This is a genomic window from Amycolatopsis sp., from assembly GCF_035276945.1.
Lineage (GTDB): Bacteria > Actinomycetota > Actinomycetes > Mycobacteriales > Pseudonocardiaceae > Amycolatopsis_E.
This window is the reverse complement of sequence record NZ_DATELF010000094.1, coordinates 46843-68055: the sequence shown is the minus strand read 5'-3', so window position 1 is coordinate 68055 and position 21213 is coordinate 46843. Positions and strand designations below refer to the sequence as shown.

Sequence of the window (21213 nt, the reverse complement as noted above, 5' to 3'; positions counted from 1 at the left end):
CACGGCCGGACATGATTACAGCATCCGGCTCCGAAATCCAGCCGCCACGAGCCGTTGATACGCGGAATACACGATTGGGGGAACGTCCTGGGCGATCGCGAATCCCTGACCGGGGTACTCGATAATCCGTTGGAGGTCACCGATCAGCATATCAATTAATTCAGTTCCGTGGCATCGCGCTTCCGCGTACTCCGGAAGGGACAGCGGCACCGAGGCGCAGACCGGTTCGACCTCCGGCCACACCTTGCGGGTGGTCGCGTAGGCACGCCTTTCCATGTACGGCATGGTAACCAGCATCAGCGTCTTGACGTCGATTCCGGCCCCGGCCAGGACTTCCCGGGAGAGGATGATGTTCTCCCCGGTGTTGGTGGCCCGTGGTTCGACCAGAATCGCCTCGTTGGGCACGCCCAGCTCCAGCGCCCTCTCGCGGTAGTGAACCCCTTCGCCGCGGGGGAAGGTGACAAAGGTCTCCCTGCTGTTCCCGCCGGTGAACACGACGACCGGGAACAGCCCGCGATGGTAGAGCTCCGCGGCGTGCGTGGCGACCCCGAGGTCGTTGCAGCCCAGCGCGATCCCGGCACTGCAGGGGCGGAGCCGATGCCGCACGCGGTGGTATTCCCAGATTGTTTCCGCGTCGGCCCAAAAGTGGTCGGGCGAAGTTTTCCGCATTTTCCGGTTTCGTGGACTCAGGCCCGTTCGAAGACCCGGCGTATCCCGCCGATACTCTGCAACTGGTGCATCAGGCCGTACCGCTTGGAGGTCCGGGCGCACCTCTCGAGCAGGGTCATCCCGCTTTCCGTGGTGGCGCGGTCGGAGAGCAGGATGTGCGCGTGCGCGGTTTCCAGGCGCACTCGGTGCATCGGGGTGTCGGCGACCGGATGGCTCAGCGCGACCTCGATCGCGCGGCCGGCGGCGCTCAGTTCGCCGGCGCCCCGGTGCGCCAGCGCCAGTTTCTGGTGTGCGATGGACCAGTCCGCCGGTTCCTCCATCGACTCGAAGCTCCGGATCGCCGGGACGATGTGTCGGGTGGCGGATTCGTTGAGCCCGCGCTTGCTCAGCGCGGTGCCGACCCAGAGACGCGCGCGGGTGCGGTCGTGCTCGCTGAGCCGTTCGTCCGTGGTCAGCGATTCGTACCGGCGTGCCGCGGTGTCGAGCCTGCCCGCCATTTCCTCGAGCACAACGAGTTGGAGCTCCAGTTGCGCGACCCGCCGCGCGGTGCCCAGTTCGCTGAACACCCGCAGCGCCTTGCGGTAGGTCTGCTGGGCCGACGACGGACCTTGAATCACGCCCTGATCCTGCTGGAGTTCGCCGAACAGGCGCAGCGAGCGGCCGTAGAGGTACATACCACGGGTGTCGTTGCTGTTGGGCTCGAACCGGTTGAGCCAGCGGTCGAGCAGCAACCGGGCCTGCGGGAACTCCTGGCGGCCGAGGCCGGCCAGGGTGCGGTCGAGGTCGTCGGCCCAGGCGTCGTAGTCGTAGTGCGCCGGCGCTCGTTCGGGCACGGCGGCTTCGGCGGACTGCCGGATCAGCAGGTCGAACCGCCGCCGGGCGTCGGGGTGCGCGCGGGCCAGGGCCGTGTCGAGAATCGCCTGCGTGTCGGGGCGCGGCACGGTGCCGCTGCCGCCGCTTTCCCATTTTGCGACGGTGCGCGGGGCGACCCCCAGGTATCCGGCGAACGCGCGAACGGAGAGCCGGAGTGCGTGCCGGAGTAGTCGTGCTTCGCGACCGCTCCAGTGGTGGGCGGTCGCGGCCAACTGGTTTCCCTCGCCTGTGGCCACGCTTCCAGCGTAACGGGAACAGCCGAACAAAGTACACCAAAAGTGCAACGATGGTTCGTTTCCGTCAGGACACGGTTTCGGTCAGGCTGGAAACAGGCATCCGGCGCCGGGTTGACTCCTTTGTCCCGGGCCGATCCCCGACGTCGGATGTCGTTCCACTCTTTCCCGCCTGGGTTACAGCTTCCACCACCATTCTATGGACGGAATGTCGGGCGGTTCAGTGCTTTCCCCGGCCGGTCTTCCGGTGATCTTCAGATCCAGGTTCGTACTGGGTAAGGGCAGGTCATTGTGGGTGCGGGGACTGGCATAGCGGGGTGCGGAACTCATCCAGTCCAGTGTCCCGCGCACATAGCGGTTGAGGCTTTCGGCGTAACGGCGTAGTTCCGGCGTGCCAATCGTCGTAATGCGGTTTCGCAGGCTGAGAAAACGGGTGAGCACGCGATCCCGGATGGCCACTGCCTCGGCGACCGCGTGCTGAAACGAGCAGTGACGCTGGTGAATCAGCACATTGACCAAATTCTGTTCGGGAATTTCGCGGGCCTGGCCGGCCGCATACCCGACGAGGTCGTTGTCGCAGCTGACGACGAAACCGGCCGCGGAGGTCAGCGCGTGCACGTCCGGCGCCCACCGCCGACCGCCCGGGATTTCCAGGCCGTTGCCGATCTCCAGCCACGCGGCGAACAGCCGCGCGCCCTTGGCCAGCGGCCGTATGGCGGCGAAGTCGTCCAGTTCCGGCATGATCCGCCGCTCGCTGTTGGCGACGTGCCAGGACTGCGCGAGCAGCCAGTCCCGCAGGCCTTCGGTCAGCCGCCGGAACTGCGCCGCGGTGGTGCCGGCCCGGGTGCGGGCGATCAGTTCGGCGAGCGCCGCGGTGAGCCGGTTTCCGGCGGGCGGACGGTAGGCGGGTTCCTCGAGGGCGCGGATCACCCGGACGGTGAAATCCGTGACCCCGGCGGCCGAGGCGCGCTCGCGCTCACCGTCTTGCCAGTCGCTGAGCGCGAAAGACCAGTAGTTCCAGGCACTGAACAACCAGACGGTGTCCTCGGGGCCGGTGGGCAGCACCCGGCAGGCCAGCTCCGCGCTCCTGGTGGCGATGCCCCAGGCCCGCTCGACTTCGTCGCGGTAAAGGCCGATCTCGTCCGTCCAGGCGATCGCGCGCTGCTCGATCCGCGCGGCTTCCGGATGCACCGCGCGCCGGATCGGGCAGTAGAACGGCGGCAGCTCAGCGGTCACGGAACACCGGACCCGCGCCCCGGACGCACCGCGTCCGCGTCGTGAACTCGATTTCTGCCCATGTCCGTCATTCTTGGTCGGCGGAAACTCCCGGGAAAGAGCCGGAAGAGGTAAGACGTTTTCACGATCGTGGGTCGGGAGGGGGGACCAGGTGACCTAGAGTGTCCGTATGCAGCCGGGACGTTCCGCGCGGCGTGAGACCGGCACCTGGGTGAGGCGGGACACATCTGGTTGGAACCCGCGTTCGGCCAACCGGGCGATCGGGCCGGCGACGGTTTCCGGGGAGCCGCGGGCGATCCGCCCGATCGGGACCATGCCGTCCCGGGTGGCGTGTTTGGCGTCGGCCAGCGCAACCGACGCGTGCCCGGCACGGCTTTTCGGCTCGGGGCAGATAACCGGACGGCGAAGGGCGTTCCGGCGGCACCCGGTGAAACCATTCAAAGAGGCGCGCGACGTGCGGATCGCATTCGGCGATCGTCTGCTCGTCGGCCTCGGCGACATAGACGATCATCGTGAAGATCAGCTTGTCGGGCCGTACCCCGTTCGGCGGCCAATCGACGGAACTCGTCGAACGCGCGCGGTTTTCCGGATAGTGGCGGGTTTCCGCTGAATTTGGTTCGAAAAGTGAAATTCGTAGGGTGGTGAGGAGAAGCGCGCCCGCGAGGTAACGGGGGTGCTGCTACACGCCACGATCGCGGGCCGAGGAAGGAGACCACGGCCTGACTGCCCGCACAGTGGGTGCGTTGAATACGGGGAGAAAGTCCGTGCCACTATGATGAAAAAGGTGACCGGGACCGAGACAGCCGAGCCGCCACGAAACGCATTTCGCGAGCAGCAGTGGCGTGAGGCGCACGAGCGCTATCTCGACTGCGCCCGCAGGATTTTCGACGACCTCGGCTACCACGCCGCCACCGTCGGCGACATCGTCGAAGCGGCCAATGGCAGCCGTGCCACGTTCTACGCACATTTCCGCGACAAGGCGGACATCGCCGCCTGCCTCTTCGAGCGGGTGCTGTCCGCGGGCGCGGAGATCTACCGGCAGGTGGCCGAGTTCCCCGAGCTGACCAGGAAGAACGTGCGCGAGTGGCTCGACGGGCAGGTGCTGGCCTTCTGGTGCCGGTACCGGGTCGAGGTCAAGGTGATCAACGAGGCGATGGCCGCCGATCCCGGCGTGGCGGCCCGGCATTACCAATGGGGTATCGAGGCGGTGCGCCAGCTGAAGCCGTACCTGGCGAAATGGACCGGGGAGCAGGAGCAGGTCGCGCTGACCCGGGCCCTGCTGCTGGTGCTCCAGCTCGAGCGGTTGTGCTACCACTGGCTGGTGCGCGGCGTCGAGCACAACCGGGAGATGGTGCTCGATATCCTGGCGGACCTATGGTTCCGGGAACTGGAGTACCTGCGCGCGGGCCCGTGATCGTGCTCGACGGTGGCCTCGCCACCGAGCTCGAGGCGCGTGGCCACGACCTGTCGGACGAGTTGTGGTCGGCGCGGTTGCTGATGGACGATCCGGACGGGATCATCTCGGCGCACGAGACCTTCTTCCGTGCCGGAGCCGAAGTCGCCACGACGGCCAGCTACCAGGCCAGCTTCGAGGGGTTCGCGGCGCGGGGGATCGGCGACCGGCAGGCCGCCGCGCTGCTGCGCAGGAGCGTCGAACTGGCCAAGGCCGCGCGCGAGCGGGCCGGCATCGCGACGGGACGGGTCGCGGCGTCGGTCGGGCCCTACGGGGCGACGCTCGCCGACGGCTCGGAGTACCGCGGGCGGTATGGCCTCAGCGTCGCCGAGTTGACCGCGTTCCACCGGCCGCGCGTGGAGGCGCTGGCCGCTGCCGGTCCCGACCTGCTGGCCCTGGAGACGGTGCCGGACATCGACGAGGCGGTCGCGCTGCTGGCGGCGATCGAGGGAATCGGCGTGCCCGCGTGGCTTTCGTACACGATTTCCGGCGACCGCACCCGTGCCGGGCAGCCTCTCGAGGAGGCCTTCGCGGTCGCGGCGGGCAACGACGAAATCGTCGCGGTGGGCGTGAACTGCTGTGCCCCGGACGACGTCGAACCGGCCGTCGCGCTGGCCAGGCGGACCACCCGCAAGCCCGTGATCGTCTACCCGAACAGCGGCGAGGAATGGGACGCCGGCCGCCGGGCGTGGTCCGGCGCGTCCCGGTTCACCGCCCAGGCCGCCGAACGCTGGATCCGGGCCGGGGCCGATTTCGTGGGTGGCTGCTGCCGCGTGCGCCCGGCCGACATCGCCGTGATCAGCCGCGCGGCGGCCGGGTACGCGGCGCGGGGCGCGCGTTAGCGATTTGCCGGGGTTGTCAAGCCTGTCGGGACATTACGGAAAGTTACTTGGCGATCCGAAAAGCCCTGGTGACCATTTCCCCGAAATGGTCTGTGCCAGGAAAAACGGTAGCAAGACGCGTTGCGTCCCGGTGCGGTATACCACGCTTTGTCGCAGTAGAATCCCGTCGGCTGGTCGACAGTCCGTCACCGCCAGGGAAACCTAAGTACGAGGAGGCGTACCGGCAGTGGCTCCGCCCGTTGGTTCGCAAAACCTGCACACGCCCCAGGCCCATCCGAGCATCGCGCGGGTCAACGACTGCTGGCTGGACGGACATCACCACGATCAGCGTGACAACGACTACGCCGACCAGATCGCGGTCTGCGCACCGCACATCCCTTACCTGGTGCGCGCCTCACGGGCGCTGACCGGGCGGATGGTGCGTTACATGCTCGACCAGGGTGTCCGCCAGTTCCTCGACCTCGGCTCGGGTATCCCGACGATGGGCCATGTGCACGAGGTCGCCCAAGCCGTCGATCCGGGCAGCCGGGTCGTCTACGTCGATGCCGATCCGCACGTGGCGGCGGAAGGCCGGGCGATCCTCAGCGAGGTCGGCAACGTCGCCTACCTGGCGGCCGACATCCGGCAGCCCGGCCAGATCCTGTCGTCCCCGGAATTCCGCGGCCTGATCGACCTGACGGAGCCGGTGGGCCTGCTGGCCGTCGAAACCCTGTTGTACCTGACCGAAGGCGACGATCCACGCCGGCTGGTCGCCACCTACGCCGACGCGCTGGCCCCGGGCAGCTTCGTCGGTCTGACCCACTGTAGTGAGAACGCCGAGTTACGGAAGGGCTTGAGCCTGTTCAGCAAGATCTACGGCAAGCCACCGGTAGTTACGTTGCGCGATGCCGACGAGCTTCGAGCCTGTTTCCGCGGTTTGGACCTCGTCGATCCCGGGGTCGTGCCGGTGCCGCTGTGGAATCCGCTGACCGAGGACGACGTCGGCCAGAACCCGGAGCTCGCCCCCATGGCCGCCGGTCTCGGCAAGAAAGCCTAGGCCGCGAAGGCGATCACGGTGAGAACGACCTCGCCGAGCGTGACCACGGGCAGGGTCCGTCGCAGCAGGACGCCGGCTGTGGGCGGGTTTCTTCGCGCGGTCTGGCTCAGTTGTCGGATCGCGCGGCCCAGGAACAGCGCGTGGACCGCGAGTCCGAGAACGCTCCAAACCGGACCGTAACGCCGCCACAGTCCCCAGCCGAGCAGGAAGAGGCCCGCCTGCAGGAGAAGGCAGGCCACGCCGAGCGCGCGGACCGGACCACACCGCACGGCCGGGGTCATGACGCCGGTCTCGGCGTCGGCGGCGTGGTCGGGAATGGCCCACCAGACCGTGCGCCCGACGGAGAGCACGGCGGCTCCCGTGAAGATCAGCCACACGGTGGTGTCGAGCGAAGTCCCGGTGGCCGTGTATCCGAGCAGAGCGGGGAACCCGACCGACGCGACGCCGAACGCGGTGGACCCGAGGAGTCCCCGCCGTTTGAGGCGGACGGGTTCGACGTTGTACAGCACCTGCGCTCCGACGATGGCGGCGGCGATCGCCAAGGGCCACCACCGGTCCCGTCCGAGTCCCACGCCGGCGGTGGTGAGCAGGCCGAGCGCCATTTCCGTCCATGACAGAGCCAGCGCCCGACGGCGCCCGAGACGTGCGGCGGCGATGGCGAGATAGCCCTTGTCGGCATGGCGCGTGTCGGTGGGCATGTCGATGGCCACGTTGAGCGCGAGCGGGCCGATGATCAGCAGCAGATTCGCCAGGATCGCCGCCAGCACGGCCGGTTCGAGGATCCGCGCCGCGTCGCCCGTCGCGAAACCGCACCCCCAGACCGCGTAGCAGAGGTAGTTGACCGGCAACGGGAACTGCAGGCGGTGCACGACCACCAGGTCCGGCCACGAGGCTAACCGCGGCACGGTACCACTTTCATCTTCAGCTTCGCCGAAGGTGCCATCGCGTGTCCGCGCAACTGGGGAACACCGGCGCGAGGGTTCACACACCGCAGTTCCCGGCGGCGCATCAGCGCGGCCACGATCATCCGGACCTCCAGCTGGCCGAGCCGGCTGCCGAGGCAGTGACGGATGCCGCCGCCGAACGGGAAGTAGTCGTGCGAAGGCACGCGCTGGCCCAGGAAACGGCCTGAATCGAACCTTCGTGGATCCGGAAAGGGCCCGGGCCTGCGGTGCGCCAGGTAGATGCTCGGGGTCAGCACGGTGCCCGCCGGGAATTCGCGCCCACCGAACGCGCAGGCCTCGGTCAGCACGCGGTTGCCCGCCGCGGGCACCGGGGGAGTGAGGCGCAGGGTTTCCGAGACCACGGCCTGCAGGAGCGGAACCTTGTCCACATTGGACCCATCGTCGGTGGTGGCGGCCAGTTCGGCGAGCACGCCCACCCGCACTTTTTCGTGCCGGTCCAGCCAGAACAGCGTCCACGCCGCGGTCGACGCGGTGGTCTCGTGGCCGGCGAACAGCAGGGAGACGAGCTGGTCCCGCAACTCTCCGTCGTGGAGGTCGGAAAATCTGTCGCTGGCGAGCAGGCGGCCCGCGAGGGTGGTTGCGTCCTTCCGAGCCGCCACGCGGGCGCGATGGACCAGCAACTCCTTGAGCTCGGCGTCCGGCTGGGGTAGCCCACCGCGAAGGTAGCGGTAGGCGAGCGTGCGCGCCCGTGAACCGAGCGCCCTGTGCATCCACTGTCCGAACGGCACGATCACGTCATCTCCCGCGCGGCCGAAGACGATCCGCGCCATGACGCGCAGAGCCAGCCCGCGTGTCCAGTCGGCGACCGAAAACTCCGCGCCGATGGGGAGGGCGTCGATCGCGGCGTCGGTCGCCTGGGAGATCAGGTTGCGATAGCCGCTCAGCTGGCGGCCTCGCAGGGGACCACCGAGCACACGGCGGTAGTCGGCGTGCCGCGAGCCTTCCTGCCACAACAACGACCGCGGGCCCAGCAGCGGCTTGAACGAGCGGCTGCCTGGGTGGCGGAGCCGCTGATCGGCGCGAAAGATCCCGTCGATCGCGCCCGGATCCCAGACCAGCACGCGTCCCGGACGTAGTTCCAGGAACCCGGCGGGGTCGTCGGCGTGCCCGTCGAGGAACGGCAGCGTGCGGAACGCGAGCTGGAACTCCGAGCGGTTCATCAGGCCGTCCGTCCGGCGACGGCGTCGGCCCACGGGCCGACGAGCATCCCGATCCGCGGGTTGGCGGTGGCGGCGTGCAGCACGGCGATCCGCTGGGCCAGCACGATCCTGTCCGGTGTGTACAGATCCTTGTCGTGCCACAGTGGAGGGTTCGGCACACCTTCGGTGGCGAGCAGGTACGCGCACCCCCGCGCGGCCGCCTGCTCGATCGCCGGGTCCGGCTTGCCTCCGTTGGCGTGCAACAGGATCTGCACCGCGTAGGCGGTTTCCTCCGGCGTGCCCTCCCACCGGCCCCAGGAGCCGTCCGTGCGCTGCGTGCCGACGACCCAGCGCACCGCCTTGCGGACCGCGGCCGTGCTCTCGCCGTCGGATGTGAGAGCGCTCACACAACAGAAGGTCGCGTAGTACTCCGAAGCGTGCCATTTGTCCGACCAGGTGCCGTCGCCGCCCTGCCGCCCGCACAGCCAGGTGGTTAGCATGCGCATCGCCTTGGTGACCCGGCGGGTGGGGGGTCCCGTGGTCGCGAAGGCTTGCAGCACATGGGCATTCGTGGTGACCGAGGGCGTGCGTTCTTCGGGATAGGTGACGAAGTGATCGTCGTGCTGGTAGGCCCACAGGCAGTCCAGCGGCAGGGGCGTGCCGAGCAGGGCGAGCGCGTGGAGGGTGCACGCGGTGTCGTCGGCGTCCGGGAGCAGGCCGGTGCCGCCTGCCACCCCGTCGTCGCCGACCGCCTGGTACAGGCTCGTCGCGACCGCGGGCGGGACCCGCGGCTCGACGCCCGCACCGAGCAAAGTGGCCAGTACCCAGGACCGCTCGAACACGCCCAGTGGCGCGGCGACCGGAACGGGTCCGCCGTGCCGGGCCTGTACCGTCTTCAGGTACCGCACGCCCGGCTGGTCGGTGGTCATGGCGTCGTTTCCCAGCCACGCGGCCGTCGCCGCCGGTGAGCAGCCGAGGCCGTCGATGCCCGGTCGGACGGAGGAAAACCCTTGTGCCGCTGGGCCGATCGCCTCCAGTGAGTGCACGAGCTTGGGCGGCAAGGGCTTTCCCTGCCGCACCGCTTCCCGCAGCGCCCACAGCGGTTCGGGGTTCGTCCCTTTCGGATAGGGGAGGCGCCGGCCGTGGAGCGCGGGCCAGGGCTGCGCGTCGAGGTCGTCGAGCCTCGTGTTGATGTCCAGGACGAGCCCGGGTACCAGGACTTCCACCGCGACCGTGTCCGGTAGTGTGGTGTCGTCCGTGGCCAGGCGGGTGAGCAGGGCCTGCAGGCCCCGGCCCGCGGCGAGCCCGACGGTCACGTCGCGGGTCCGGTGCAGTTCGGCGAGCAGCGCCTCGGTCGCGCTCAGGGTCGGCAGCAGGCCGTAGCCGTCCGGCCGGCCCCAGCCGCCGTCGCCGTTCTGTTCGGCGAGCAGAAAACGCATTCTCCCGGCATGCCCGGCGAGATCCGGTGCGAGGGTCACCAGCCTGGCCGTTTCGTACGGGGAGGGGGAGAATTGGCCGTACGGATCGGCAGACAGGTCGGCCAGGACGCCGGCAGCGGCTGCTGGGTCCATCATCGGTGCCCCCGACACGGATCAGCGCAGCAGTGGAAGAGTTGAGATTCAAAGTATCATGGCAGCCTGCCAACAAGGCTGGTTTTCGACCGGACGGCCCAATTCTTCCCCCGGTTGGCCGCTCGGCCACGCGACGGGTGCTTGCGGGATGAATTCGGGGCCCGGCTACGTTCACTCTTCAGAAGGCAGACTCCGAAGGCGGCAGGAGGCTAAGGTGTTCGACCCGGAGGAACTCTACGAGGTGGACTCCGCGCTGCCCGAGTTGAGCGGCGCGGTGCTGCTGCACCAGCTGGACGGGTTCATCGACGCCGGCATGGCGGGCAAGGCGGTCACCAACCACCTGCTGGGCGTGCTCCACCACAAGATCATCGCGCGGTTCGACGTGGACCGGCTCATCGACTACCGGCTTCGCCGCCCGATGATGACCTTCGCCGCCGACCACTGGGCGGAGTACGAGGCACCGGAGCTGGTGGTGCGGCTGTTCCACGACGACGCGGGAAGCCCGTTCCTGCTGCTGTCCGGTCCGGAACCGGACCACGAGTGGGAGCGCTACGCGACCGCCGTGCGCAGCCTGGTGGAGCGATGGAATGTCCGGATGACCGTAGCGTTCCAGGGCATTCCGATGGGCGCGCCGCACACGCGCCCGCTCGGTGTCACCGCGCACGCGACGCGCGCCGAGTTGATCGGGGAATTCACGCCGGTGTTCAACCGGATTCAGGTGCCCGGTTCCGCCGTGTCGCTGACGGAATTCCGGCTCGGTGAGGAAGGTCACGACGCCGCGGGCTTCGCCGCGCACGTACCGCATTACCTGGCCCAGTCGAAGTATCCGGCGGCCGGCCTGACCTTGCTCGGCTCCATCGCCCGGATCACCGGTCTCGCCGTCCCTGACGACGCGCTCCGCGAGGCCGCGCGTTTCACCGACGAGGAGATCGAGCGGCAGGTCGCCAAGTCCGGAGAGGTTGCCGAAGTGGTGCGTGCGCTGGAGCGCCAGTACGACACCTTCGTCGAGGCGGTGGACCGCAAGAACCTGCTGGCCGACGACGTTTCGATGCCCACCGCCGAGGAATTGGGCGCGGAGTTCGAGCGGTTCCTCGCCGAGCAGCAGGAGCGCGGCGACTAGGTTGTGCTCCACAGCGGCGGAGCCGCTTGTGGTGAGGCACGCAACCCCGCACCGCCGCGCAACTTCGGGGCAGTCCCTACGGCAGGGACGAGCGCAGGGTGCTCACCCGGTCGGCGGCGGCGGTGAAGTCGGCCTGGTCCAGCTGCCCCGACTGGTAGACCGAGGCGAGCGCGGCCACCGCGTCGCTGCCCTGGCTGGGGTCGCGGGCAGAGCACAGAATCAGGTCCATCCCGGCGGAAGCCGCGGAAACCGCGCGCTGCCCGGTGGTGCCGAACGCTTGCAGCGATGCGGCTTCCAGCGCGTCGGTGATCGTGACGCCGTCGTAGCCGAGGCGCTGGCGCAGTTCCTGCCGCACCACCGCGGGGGACAGCCCGGCGGGATGTGCCGCGTCGAGTGCCGGATAGGTCGCCCAGGACACCATGATCAACTTTGCCCCCGCGCCGATCGCCGCCGGGTAGGGTGCTTCGTCGACCGACCGCAGCGTGGACAGCGGGACGTTCAGCGTGACCGGCTGCGTGTCCGTGTTCTGGCCGGTGGCCGCCGAGCCCAGGCCGGGAAAGTGCTTGGCGGTGGCGGCGACGCCGACCTGCTGCTGCGCGGTGAGGAAAGCCTTGCCGAGATCGGAAACCGCGGCCGGGTCCTTGCTGTAGGAGCGGCCGAACTGATCCATGAAGTCGCCCTCCGTGCGATACACGTCGAGCACCGGCGCGAGGTTGACGTTCATGCCCACGCTCGCCAGGTTCTGCCCGGCGCCCGTGCCGGCCCGAGTGGCGGCGGCCCGGGGGTCGGCGGCCTGGCCGACCTGCTTCTCCGACAGCGCCGGTTCCCCGGGCAGCCGGCGGACCTGGCCGCCTTCCTGGTCGGTCATCAGCAGCAGTGGTGCCCTGACCGGACTGGCCGCGTTGGCCTGCTTCAGTTGCTGGATCACCGAGGCGATCTGGGTCGTGCTGGAGATGTTGTCCTTGAAGAAGATCACCCCGGCGGCCTCGCCCGCGCGGATCCGGTCCAGCAGGCTCTGCGGCGGGGTGAGGCTGGCATAGGAGTAGATCACCCGTTCCCCGGCGAGCTGCCGCGGCGTGAGCGCGGCGGCGTGCGGGTTGCCGGGCATCGTGCAGGTCGCGGCGAGCAGGGCCGCGAGGACCCAGCCGAGCAGAGCTCCCATTCTGTGAAAAACCCTCAGCCTTGGTGTTCGTTGCGTGGGGTGGTCACGGTACCGCAACCGGTGTCCCGGGGGAACCCGCCGCCGCCCAACACCTGCCCGGCACGGCGCCGGGGGAGTGCACCGGCCACGAATCCGCGGTGCCGTTGCGGGCGAAGGAAATCCATGCCGCGCGCATCGCCCGCCCCATCCGGTCGACGGTTTCCCGGTCCGCCCCCTCCAGCATCGGGGACTTCGCCCATGCCTCGCGCTCGCCGAGCAGGAACGGCAGCTCGATGCAGTGACACGCGCCGAAGACCGATCGCGCCGCCGCCCAGTCGAACCGGTAGGTGAACACCCGGCGCCCGGCCGCGGAGAGCACGTCCGCGAGCTTCCGGGACGGCGTTTCGAACACCCACCGGCCGGCGATCGTCTTGACCGCCGCGACGCCGCGGCCGAGCACGGGAAGGCGCTCCATCCGCCGGACCGCCGGATTGCCGTTGAGAAAGCCGTTCATCTCCGACCGGGTCACCCCGATCATCACGTCGGCCTCCGCGGCGGCCGCGGCGGCGAGCCAGGAGCGTACCGGGGGCAACGGGCCGGTGCCCCCGGTCGGGCAGAACGGCGGAGACACCAGCCCGCCGGGACCGGCGACCTTGACGATGGTTTCCGTTTGCGCGCGCAGGATTTCGCCGACGGGCGCGGTGCGCGGGTCGGCCTTGAGCGCGTTCGTGAAATGGCGTGCCATCCGTGCCGAGCGGGCCGGGCTGCCGAGCTTCAAACCGAGCGGTGCGCTCTGCAGGATCGCCCGCCGGAAAAGACTCCGGGCGGCGGGCATCGCCATCAGGCAGGCGAGGGAGTGCGCGCCGGCCGACTGGCCGAACACCGTGACGCATTCGGGGGCACCACCGAACGCTTCGATGTTCTCTTTGATCCAGCGCAGTGCCGAGACCTGGTCGAGCAACCCGAGATTGCCCGGCGAAACGCCGGGAAGCCGCAGATAGCCGAGCGCGCCGAGGCGGTAGTTGATCGCCACGAACACGATGTCGCCTTCGGCGGCGAGGCGGCGACCCTCGTAGAAGGCGAACGAGGACGCACCGGTCACGTAGGCGCCGCCGTGAATCCAGACCATCACCGGGCGCCGCGTGCCGTCGACACCGGGTGTGACCACGGTGAGGTTGAGGCAATCCTCGTCCTGCACGAGGCCGTTCTGCGGCGGGCCCATCACACCGTCGACGCGAACCGGGGGCTGTGGGCAGATCGGGCCGTGGCGGGTGGCGTCCCGGGTGCCCGTCCAGGGCTCGGCCGGCTCGGGCGGCGCGAACCGGCGGGCACGGGCGTACGGTACCCCGCGGAACACCACCAGCCCGTCTCCGGAGAGCTCGCCGCGGAGTCTTCCCCCCGCCACCGTCGTTTCGATCACCCTCGCCGCCTCTCGCGCCGCTTGGTCCGACGGATCAACCTTAGCCGCCGGGCGCACCCCGCAGCCGGCGCCGCGAGTTCGCGCGAGTCCCCCATTCCGCGCGCCCGAGTTCCACGTTCGGCGTGCCCGAGTTCTGCCTTCGCGTCGTCGTGATTCCCCGTTACCGAGAGAGCGGAACACGCAGGACGGGAAGGCGGAACTCGCGCGCCGCGAGTGTGGGACCCGCGATCAGATGTGCTGGAGGATGCGGTCGAGGGCGGCTTGCCGGTGCTGGGCGGTGGCAAGGCTGTACAGCAGGTGCGGGTCGGCCCGGCCGACGAGCCCCACGATGCCGGCCTCGGCGAGATCGGGACGGCCGCCCAGCTGCGAATACGACGCCAGGTCGAGCAAGGTCTGCTCCACCGTGGTGATCCAGCCCTGCCCGAGTTCATTGGTGTGGCGCTGGATCCGCAGCCGGGCGGGATCCCGGCGGACGAACGAGACCCGGGCGGCGTGGTCGATGAGCCGGACCGGTGCGCGGTTGCGGGTCGTCGCGATGACGCCCGCGCCCGGGGACTCGGTGAACGCGCCGTGAGCCTTGGCCGCGGACAGACCCATCAGCGACACGGAACGGGGACCGTCGTCGGCCGCGGCGATTCCCCACGCGGCCGCTTCGAGTTCCGGGAGCCACGGCTGCCCGATCTTGCCGCTGGGTACCAGCGCGTAGTACCCAGCGGCGATCCGGCGCAGCAGGCCCCGGCGAACCAGGGCCGCGAACGCCGGATGCGTGGGCATGGGGTCGGTGGCTTCTGGGAGGGAAACGACTTTCACGGCACGGCGAAGCAGGGCCGGCAACGGGTCGTACACCGCATGTGTCATATCAATCACCCCGAGTAGAGGGTAGGTGCCCTACCGCCCGCCTGCCAAGACCGGTTCGTCGCCGGTTCAACGCGGTTTCAGGTGCGTGCCTTCCGGACGAGCACGTCGAGCCGTTCCATCGTCTGGCGCGCGCCGCCCTCCATGCCCGAGGCCAGCACGGCGTCCCGGTCCTCGACCGACTGGTAGACCGAGGTGGTCGTCAGCCGGGTCTTGCCGTCGACGTCCTCGAAGACCGCGGTCTCCAGCGACACGTGTCCCGGCGCACCCTCGAACTCGAAGGTGCGGACCACCCGCTCGGGTGCGGTGATGTCGTGGTGCACGCCGTGGAAGGCGAAGCCGTTGCCGTCGGTGTCGTGGTGCACCAGGCGCCAGTAGCCGCCGGGTCGCAGGTCCATCACGTCCACCGTGGTCGACAACCGATCGGGACCCCACCAGTCGGGCAGGAGATCGGGGTCGGTGGCGGTGGCGAAGACGAGTTCGCGCGGCGCGTCGAAGGTGTGGCGGAGCACGATCTCCTGCTTGCCGGGTTCGGCGGTGATCTCGGTGATCTCGGTCTGGCTCATGACTTCTCCTGTTCCCCCTGCAGTTTCCGCAGGGTTTCTTCCAGCCGCTGGTACCTGCCCTGCCACAGCAGCCGGTGGTTCTCGATCCATTTCGCGGCGACCTCGAGTGGGGCCGCTTCCAGCCGGCACGGCCGGAACTGGGCGTCACGGCCTCGCGTGATCAGCCCGGCCTTCTCCAGCACCTTGAGGTGCTTGGAAATCGCCTGAAGGCTGATTTCGAACGGGGCCGCCAGCTCGTTCACCGTCGCTTCGCCGGTCTTGGCCAGATGAGCCAGGATGGCCCGCCGGGTCGGATCGGCCAGTGCGGCGAACGTGGTGCTCAGCTCGTCCTCGGCCATGCCTTCATCAACCTTCTAGTTAATCAACCTTATGGTTTAGTATCGACTCTGCCGCGGCCGGTGTCAAGACCCGGTGAACCGGCCGGCGGCAGGGTGCGTGCATCACGGCATGACGACCAACACGGGGTTCCGGGTCGGCTCGGTCAACCGGCTCGCCGGTTATGTCTTCGGGGCGGTCTACCTGCTCGTCGGCATGATCGGCTTCGCGATCACCACGAACATGACCTTCACCTCACACACCGGCAAGCACCTGTTCATCTTCGGGCTCAACCCGCTGCACAACTTCGTACACGTGCTCGTGGGCATCGCGCTCGCGGGCGCGGCGGGGATCGGCGTCGGTTGCTCGAAGGCGGTCAACAGCCTGGTGGGCGCGGTCTACCTGCTGGTCGGCGCCGCCGGGTTCTTCCTGACGCAGTCCGGGCTGAACCTGCTCGCCGTGAACCATCCGGACAACGTGCTGCACGTGGTCTCGGCGGGACTGCTGCTCGCCATCGGCGTGACCCGGCAGTGATCAGGTGCCGGCGCCCGAACGGGGGCCGGGACGCCCGCGCGGGGGAGGCGGCGCCTGCCGGGGAATGGGACGGGAATCCAGGCGGGGCGCCTGCTGACGGGGGACCGGACGGTTTCGCGCGGCCGGTGGGGGAGGACTGGTGCGAGGCTGTTCCCGCGGGCGCCGGGCCCGGTTCTCCGGGAGGGGGCGCCGCGCGGGCGCGGCCTCGGGATCCGGCCGGTTCACCCACGAATCGAACAGCAGGAGCAGAAGCGCGAACACGACAAGCCCGACACCGATCGGCGCGGCACCGCTGACGATCATCAGCGCCGCGATGGTGATCAGGGAGACCACGGGGATCCAGGCGAACGGGTCGATGCGGCCGAACCGCTGGGGTCGCGAAGAACGTTGAGGGCCCCGATCCATGAGCATCCCTTCCCGTCGCGCTAACAGTCCGGACAAGATAACGCTACGCGATGCTTACACCGGCCGTGCCGGGGATCCCACATCCGGAAGATACCGGGTCACCCGACGATTTCGAAGTCGCGCTCCGTGACGGGACGAACGGCGGCTCGGACGGTCATCACGGCCAGCAGGGCCAGCGCGAGCAACTGGTAGGTACTGCCGACGATCTTGTCCGTCCAGGTCCACCGGACGACCGGTGGCAGGCTGTAGTGCGGCGCGAGCCACACGACCACCACCGCCACCCAGCCGGTGAGCAGCAGCGGGCCGTTGTGCCGCTGGTAGCCCCGCGCGAGCACGAGCGCGGCGGTGGGCAGCGCGAGCACCCAGTGATGCGACCACGAGATCGGCGACACCAGCAGCACCCCGGCGGCGTTGACGCCGAGCGCCATGGCGAGGTCGTCCTCGGCCAGCGCGCGGCGGGTGCCCAACCACGTCATCGCCAGCACCGCCAGCACCCCGAGCAGGCCGAGGACGTCCAGCCACTGGCCGGTCAGGCCCAGCTTCTCCAGGCTGGCGAACACCGACTCGTTGGCCAGCGGCCCGCCGATCCGCATCGAGGTCGCGTTGAACACCCGGTCGGTCCAGTAGGACAGCGAGTCTTCCGGCATCAGCAGGAAGGCGAGGCCCGTGGCCGCCGCGAACCCGGCGGCCGTGCCGAGCAGCGCACGCCGGTCCCGGCGCAGCAGGAAGATCAGGGCGAACCCGGCCGGGGTCAGCTTGACCGCGGCGGCGATGCCGACCAGCAGCCCGCGTGGCCAGCGTGGGTTCGGCAGCAGGACGTCCAGGGCGACCATGGTCATCAGCAGGACGTTGATCTGGCCCCAGTAGACCGTGTTGGCCACGGGATGTCCGAGCAGCAGCGCGATCGCGGCGGCCACCACCATCGCCGAGTTCCCGAGCAGCCCGCGCAGTTCGGGGGTGGCGGCGCGGTAGGCGTGCACCAGCGGGATCAGCGCGAACGCGCTGACCGCGGTGATCAGCGGGTAGCCGAGCCAGGTCGGGACCAGCGCGAGTGGTACGAACAACAGCGCCGACGAGGGCGGGTAGGTGTAGGGCAGGGGCCCGCCGATGTCCGAAACGGGCAGTTGGTGGTAGATCGACTTCCCGTCGAGGAAGGTCAGCGCGCCGAGCCGGTACACGTCCACGTCGGCGTAGAGCTTCGGCAGCCCGGCCGCGACGCAGCCGAGCACGAGGAGTAATACGCAGGTGAGCACAACGTCCGCACGTGCCCGGACGGCTTGCCTGAACACCGAGGTCACTGGTCCGCCCGCGAGAATTTCCGACTGTGGTTTCCTGGTTTTTCTGGCCTTTCCATCTTTTTACACCACGGCCCAACACCGATCCCACCCGGACGCCATTAGGGTCACCGTCCATGCGGAAAAAGGTGTTCTGGCGCCGGACCCGCCGTGTGCTTTACGTACTGGCGGGGGTGGGGCTGCTGGCGCCGGTGGTGGCCTTTGTGGTCACCTACCAGTCGGTGAGCGTGCCGGACCCGAGCCTCGTGGCGGCCAGCCACGACCAGGAGGTCACGCTGTACTACGCGGACGGGTCCGTGATGTACAAGAAGTCGGCTTCGGGCAGCCAGGAGATGGCCACCTGGGAGCAGATCCCGGACATCATGAAGAAGGCACAGATGGCGGCCGAGGACGCCACCTTCATGACGAACAACGGTTTCGACGTCAACGCCATCGTCCGCACGGTCTGGAACCGGCTCTCCGGCGGCACCGGTGGTGGGTCGACCATCGGCCAGCAGTACGTCAAGAACGCCGTCGACGACAGGGAGGACACGCTCAAGCGCAAGTTCGTGGAGATGGTCACCTCCTACAAAATGACCCGGACCTACTCGAAGGCGGACATTCTCACCGCGTACCTGAACACCGTCTACTTCGGACGGGGCGCGTACGGGATCAAGGCGGCCGCGCAGGCCTTCTTCGGTGAGGATGTCAGCAAGCTCACCACCGAGCAGGCCGCACTGCTCGCCGGAATGGTGCAGGCGCCCGCCTCCGCGAACAACTCCGCCTACCAGCACCGCCGCTACGACTACGTGATGGGCCGCCTGCTGGCCAACAACTGGATCACCCGCGCGGAGTACGACTCGGCGCAGTTCCCCGCGCCCGTGGCGGACAGCGACACCAGTGCGCCAGGCGGCCTTTCGAAGGTGCGGAAGTACATCGTGGACGCGGTGTTCGAGGAACTGGCCCAGGACGGGCAGAAGGAAGAAGACCTGTACTCCTCGGGCGCGAAGATCTACACCACGATCAACCCGGCCGCCCAGGAGGACGCGGAGCAGGCCGTGACCAAGATCATGGCGGCAAACGCGCAGTACCCGGACGAGGCTTCGGCGCTCGTCTCGGTCGACCCCAGGTCCGGCGGCGTCCTGGCCTACTACGGCGGCGACGGGTCGACGTCCTACGACCTCGCGCAGACCCCGCAGCAGCCGGGTTCGTCGTTCAAGCCGTACGTGCTCGCGGCCGCCCTGCGGAAAAGTCCGGACACCATCGGGCTGAACACGATGTACGACGGCAGCGACAACCAGACCATCGCCGGCCAGGTGGTGCACAACTCGGAAGGGGAGAGCGCCGGCCGGATCAGCGTCAAGGACGCCATGACCGAGTCGATCAACACCGTCTTCTACCAGATGGGCGCCCAGGTCGGGGTGAACAGCGTGCGCCAGGCGGCGTGGGACGCCGGTATTCCCAAGCAGATCACCTCCTCGATCGGGTCCACTTTCGACTCGCTGCAGAACGTCGATCCGAAGACCGGGCAGGGCAGCGGGGTCACCGAACTGGGCATTTCGATCGGGCAGTACCAGGTTCGCCCGATCGACCAGGCCCAGGGGTACGCCACCTTGGCCAACGACGGAATGTATGTCCCGGTGCATTTCGTCGGCCGGGTCACCGATTCCAGCGGCGGACGGATCTACCAGTTCAACAGCGCGCCCGCCCAGGCATTCTCGTCCGACGCGAGTGAGAACGCCGCGATCGCGCACACGGTCTCGGCCGCGATGACCGATGTGGCGGAGCACTCGGATCTCAGCCTCGGCGGTAACCGCCCGAGCGCCGTCAAGACCGGTACCGCGCAGTTCGGCGACACCGGGCACAACTCGGAGGCGTGGACGGTCGGCTATACCCCGCAGGCCGTCACGGCGGTGTGGTTCGGCAACAAGAAACAGCCGGCGCCGATCTTCGGCAACTACCACAACGGGAAGGGCAAGGAGCGCGGCTACGACGTCTACGGGCGCGAGGAGCCGGGTTACATCTGGCAGGAGTTCATGAACGCCTACCTCACCGGCAAGCCCGTCAAGCAACTGTCCCTGACCGGGCTCATCAGGGGCACTTCGAACGACGGTGACGACAGCGATGGCGACGATGGCGACAACCGCAACGGGGACTCGACCTTCCCGGACTTCACCACGACCGAGTCGCAGCAACCGCCCCGGGGCCGGGACCGCAATCCCGGCACGGGAGTACCCACGTTCGGGACCACGTTCCCGACCTGCTTCGACCTCAGTTGCCTGACCACGTCGTCGCCCGGCCGCCGCCATCGAGGCTGACCGCCGCCCCGGCCGGTGACCGTCTTCCGCTCACAGCCGTTCGATGATGGTGACGTTGGCGGTGCCACCGCCCTCGCACATGGTCTGCAGGCCGTAGCGTCCGCCACGGCGTTCGAGTTCGTGCAGGAGGGTGGCCAGCAGTCTGGCGCCGCTCGCGCCGATCGGGTGGCCGAGCGCGATGGCGCCGCCGTTGACGTTGACGCGTGCGGGGTCGGCGCCGGTCTCCTCCAGCCAGGCCAGGACGACGCTGGCGAAGGCCTCGTTCACCTCGAACAGGTCGATGTCCTGAATGGACAGACCGGTTCTGCGGAGAGCGTGCGCGGTGGCGGGGATGGGCCCGGTGAGCATCCACACCGGATCCGCGGCGCGCACCGACAGGTGGTGGATCCTGGCTCGGGGAGTGAGGTCGTGCTCGCGCACGAACGCTTCGGACGCCATGAGCGCCGCGCTGGCCCCGTCGGAGATCTGGCTGGCCACCGCGGCGGTGAGGCGTGATCCCTCGGCGAGCGGCTTGAGCCCGGCCATCCGTGCCAGGCTCGTGTCCCGGCGCGGCCCCTCGTCGCGTCGAAAGTCGTGCACGGGAAGGATTTCGCGGTCGAAACGACCCTCGTCGGCCGCGGCGATGGCGCGCTGGTGACTCGAACAGGCGAACTCCTCCATGGCCTCCCGGGTGATGTCCCAGTGCTCCGCGATCGTTTCGGCGGCCCGGAACTGGGAAACCTCGGCGCTGCCGTACCGTTCCTGCCAGCCCTCGGACCCGCTGAACGGGTCTTCGAAGCCGTACTCCCGGCCGGCGAGCATGGCGGCGCTGATCGGGATCTGGCTCATGTTCTGTACACCACCGGCCAGCACCAGGTCCATCGTCCCGGACATCACCGCCTGTGCGGCGAAATGGACCGCCTGCTGGCTGGAACCGCATTGACGGTCGACGGTCACGCCCGGCACATGGTCGGGAAATCCGGCGGCGAGCCAGCCGGTGCGGGCGATGTTGCCGGACTGGGGGCCGAGGGTGTCGGTGCAGCCGAGGATGACGTCCTCGACGAGCGCGGGGTCGAGGTCGTTGCGTTCCACGATTCCCTTGATGACGTGCGCGGCGAGGTCGGCGGAGTGCCTCGCGGACAGTGCGCCGCCACGCTTGCCGATCGGGGTGCGGGCGGCGTCGAGAAGGTAGGCCTCGGGCACGAAAACTCCTGGCTCTTCGGGGCCTGCGCGCGGACACGATCGTGTCGCCGAAGCGCCACGTTCGAG

At 68.9% G+C, this 21213-nt stretch carries 20 protein-coding genes; 6 read left to right on the top strand and 14 right to left on the bottom strand.

From position 1 onward, the window contains the following. Positions 1 to 15: 15 nt before the first annotated feature. The 3 genes from VJT49_RS15775 to VJT49_RS15765 form a co-directional block, all read right to left on the bottom strand. On the bottom strand, positions 16 to 669 hold the full coding sequence (locus tag VJT49_RS15775) for a YdcF family protein (RefSeq protein WP_324165571.1): 654 nt from the start codon (positions 667 to 669) through the stop codon (positions 16 to 18). A 17-nt stretch (positions 670 to 686) separates the two neighbouring features. After that, on the bottom strand, positions 687 to 1778 hold the full coding sequence (locus tag VJT49_RS15770; RefSeq protein WP_324165569.1) for a hypothetical protein: 1092 nt from the start codon (positions 1776 to 1778) through the stop codon (positions 687 to 689). Between the two features lie 174 nt (positions 1779 to 1952). Beyond that, the gene (locus tag VJT49_RS15765; protein WP_324165568.1) at positions 1953 to 3011 is read right to left on the bottom strand and encodes a terpene synthase family protein; all 1059 of its coding nucleotides are present in this window, start codon (positions 3009 to 3011) and stop codon (positions 1953 to 1955) included. Between the two features lie 784 nt (positions 3012 to 3795). Here VJT49_RS15765 and VJT49_RS15760 point away from each other — a divergent pair. The 3 genes from VJT49_RS15760 (at position 3796) to VJT49_RS15750 (ending at position 6342) form a co-directional block, all read left to right on the top strand. Then, positions 3796 to 4425 carry a helix-turn-helix domain-containing protein gene (locus VJT49_RS15760; protein ID WP_324165567.1) on the top strand — a complete coding sequence of 210 codons (630 nt, stop codon included), beginning with the start codon at positions 3796 to 3798 and terminating at the stop codon, positions 4423 to 4425. Beyond that, the gene (gene mmuM / locus VJT49_RS15755) at positions 4386 to 5306 is read left to right on the top strand and encodes a homocysteine S-methyltransferase (RefSeq protein WP_324165566.1); all 921 of its coding nucleotides are present in this window, start codon (positions 4386 to 4388) and stop codon (positions 5304 to 5306) included. Before VJT49_RS15760 ends, mmuM begins: the two co-directional genes overlap by 40 nt. A 226-nt stretch (positions 5307 to 5532) precedes the next feature. After that, complete coding sequence (locus VJT49_RS15750) at positions 5533 to 6342, top strand: SAM-dependent methyltransferase (protein ID WP_324165565.1); 810 nt, start codon at positions 5533 to 5535, stop codon at positions 6340 to 6342. Here the strand turns inward: VJT49_RS15750 and VJT49_RS15745 are convergent. The 3 genes from VJT49_RS15745 to VJT49_RS15735 are packed head-to-tail and all read right to left on the bottom strand — an operon-like array spanning position 6339 to position 10020. Beyond that, a complete protein-coding gene (locus VJT49_RS15745; RefSeq protein ID WP_324165564.1) occupies positions 6339 to 7247 on the bottom strand; it encodes a UbiA family prenyltransferase in 909 nt (302 codons plus the stop codon). The two genes, VJT49_RS15750 and VJT49_RS15745, sit on opposite strands and share 4 nt — an antisense overlap. Next, on the bottom strand, positions 7235 to 8467 hold the full coding sequence (locus VJT49_RS15740; protein WP_324165562.1) for a cytochrome P450: 1233 nt from the start codon (positions 8465 to 8467) through the stop codon (positions 7235 to 7237). Before VJT49_RS15740 ends, VJT49_RS15745 begins: the two co-directional genes overlap by 13 nt. Beyond that, positions 8467 to 10020, bottom strand: coding sequence for a prenyltransferase/squalene oxidase repeat-containing protein (locus VJT49_RS15735; RefSeq protein ID WP_324165560.1), 1554 nt, complete (start codon positions 10018 to 10020; stop codon positions 8467 to 8469). Before VJT49_RS15735 ends, VJT49_RS15740 begins: the two co-directional genes overlap by 1 nt. Positions 10021 to 10231: 211 nt before the next feature. On the opposite strand from VJT49_RS15735, the gene VJT49_RS15730 reads away from it, so the two are divergent. Then, positions 10232 to 11137: a PAC2 family protein gene (locus VJT49_RS15730; RefSeq protein ID WP_324165559.1), complete on the top strand. Its 906-nt coding sequence runs from the start codon at positions 10232 to 10234 to the stop codon at positions 11135 to 11137. Positions 11138 to 11213: 76 nt separating this feature from the next. Here the strand turns inward: VJT49_RS15730 and VJT49_RS15725 are convergent, their stop codons facing one another. From VJT49_RS15725 to VJT49_RS15705, 5 genes are all read right to left on the bottom strand, one after another. Next, positions 11214 to 12299 carry a glycoside hydrolase family 3 N-terminal domain-containing protein gene (locus VJT49_RS15725; protein ID WP_324165557.1) on the bottom strand — a complete coding sequence of 362 codons (1086 nt, stop codon included), beginning with the start codon at positions 12297 to 12299 and terminating at the stop codon, positions 11214 to 11216. 43 nt (positions 12300 to 12342) lie between these two features. After that, positions 12343 to 13698, bottom strand: coding sequence for a carboxylesterase/lipase family protein (locus VJT49_RS15720; RefSeq protein ID WP_324165556.1), 1356 nt, complete (start codon positions 13696 to 13698; stop codon positions 12343 to 12345). Positions 13699 to 13926: 228 nt separating this feature from the next. Further along, positions 13927 to 14556: a hypothetical protein gene (locus VJT49_RS15715; RefSeq protein WP_324165555.1), complete on the bottom strand. Its 630-nt coding sequence runs from the start codon at positions 14554 to 14556 to the stop codon at positions 13927 to 13929. Positions 14557 to 14633: 77 nt separating this feature from the next. Beyond that, positions 14634 to 15119, bottom strand: coding sequence for an SRPBCC family protein (locus tag VJT49_RS15710; RefSeq protein WP_324165554.1), 486 nt, complete (start codon positions 15117 to 15119; stop codon positions 14634 to 14636). Then, positions 15116 to 15457 carry a metalloregulator ArsR/SmtB family transcription factor gene (locus VJT49_RS15705; protein ID WP_324165553.1) on the bottom strand — a complete coding sequence of 114 codons (342 nt, stop codon included), beginning with the start codon at positions 15455 to 15457 and terminating at the stop codon, positions 15116 to 15118. The genes VJT49_RS15710 and VJT49_RS15705 overlap by 4 nt, the downstream gene beginning before the upstream one ends. Before the next feature lie 109 nt (positions 15458 to 15566). Between VJT49_RS15705 and VJT49_RS15700 the strand changes: the two genes are divergently transcribed. Further along, entirely contained in the window at positions 15567 to 15968 is a 402-nt protein-coding gene (locus VJT49_RS15700) for a DUF4383 domain-containing protein (RefSeq protein ID WP_324165552.1), read from the top strand. Here VJT49_RS15700 and VJT49_RS15695 read toward each other — a convergent pair whose 3' ends face one another. Both VJT49_RS15695 and VJT49_RS15690 read right to left on the bottom strand, forming a co-directional pair. After that, positions 15969 to 16373: a hypothetical protein gene (locus VJT49_RS15695; protein ID WP_324165551.1), complete on the bottom strand. Its 405-nt coding sequence runs from the start codon at positions 16371 to 16373 to the stop codon at positions 15969 to 15971. It lies immediately after the preceding gene. A gap of 98 nt (positions 16374 to 16471) precedes the next feature. Beyond that, positions 16472 to 17671 (bottom strand): glycosyltransferase 87 family protein, encoded by a 1200-nt coding sequence (locus tag VJT49_RS15690; protein ID WP_324165550.1) that lies wholly within the window; start codon positions 17669 to 17671, stop codon positions 16472 to 16474. A gap of 113 nt (positions 17672 to 17784) precedes the next feature. On the opposite strand from VJT49_RS15690, the gene VJT49_RS15685 reads away from it, so the two are divergent. Then, entirely contained in the window at positions 17785 to 19965 is a 2181-nt protein-coding gene (locus VJT49_RS15685) for a transglycosylase domain-containing protein (protein ID WP_324165549.1), read from the top strand. 30 nt (positions 19966 to 19995) lie between these two features. Here VJT49_RS15685 and VJT49_RS15680 read toward each other — a convergent pair whose 3' ends face one another. Further along, positions 19996 to 21147 (bottom strand): acetyl-CoA C-acetyltransferase, encoded by a 1152-nt coding sequence (locus VJT49_RS15680; RefSeq protein ID WP_324165548.1) that lies wholly within the window; start codon positions 21145 to 21147, stop codon positions 19996 to 19998. Between the last annotated feature and the right edge of the window lie 66 nt (positions 21148 to 21213).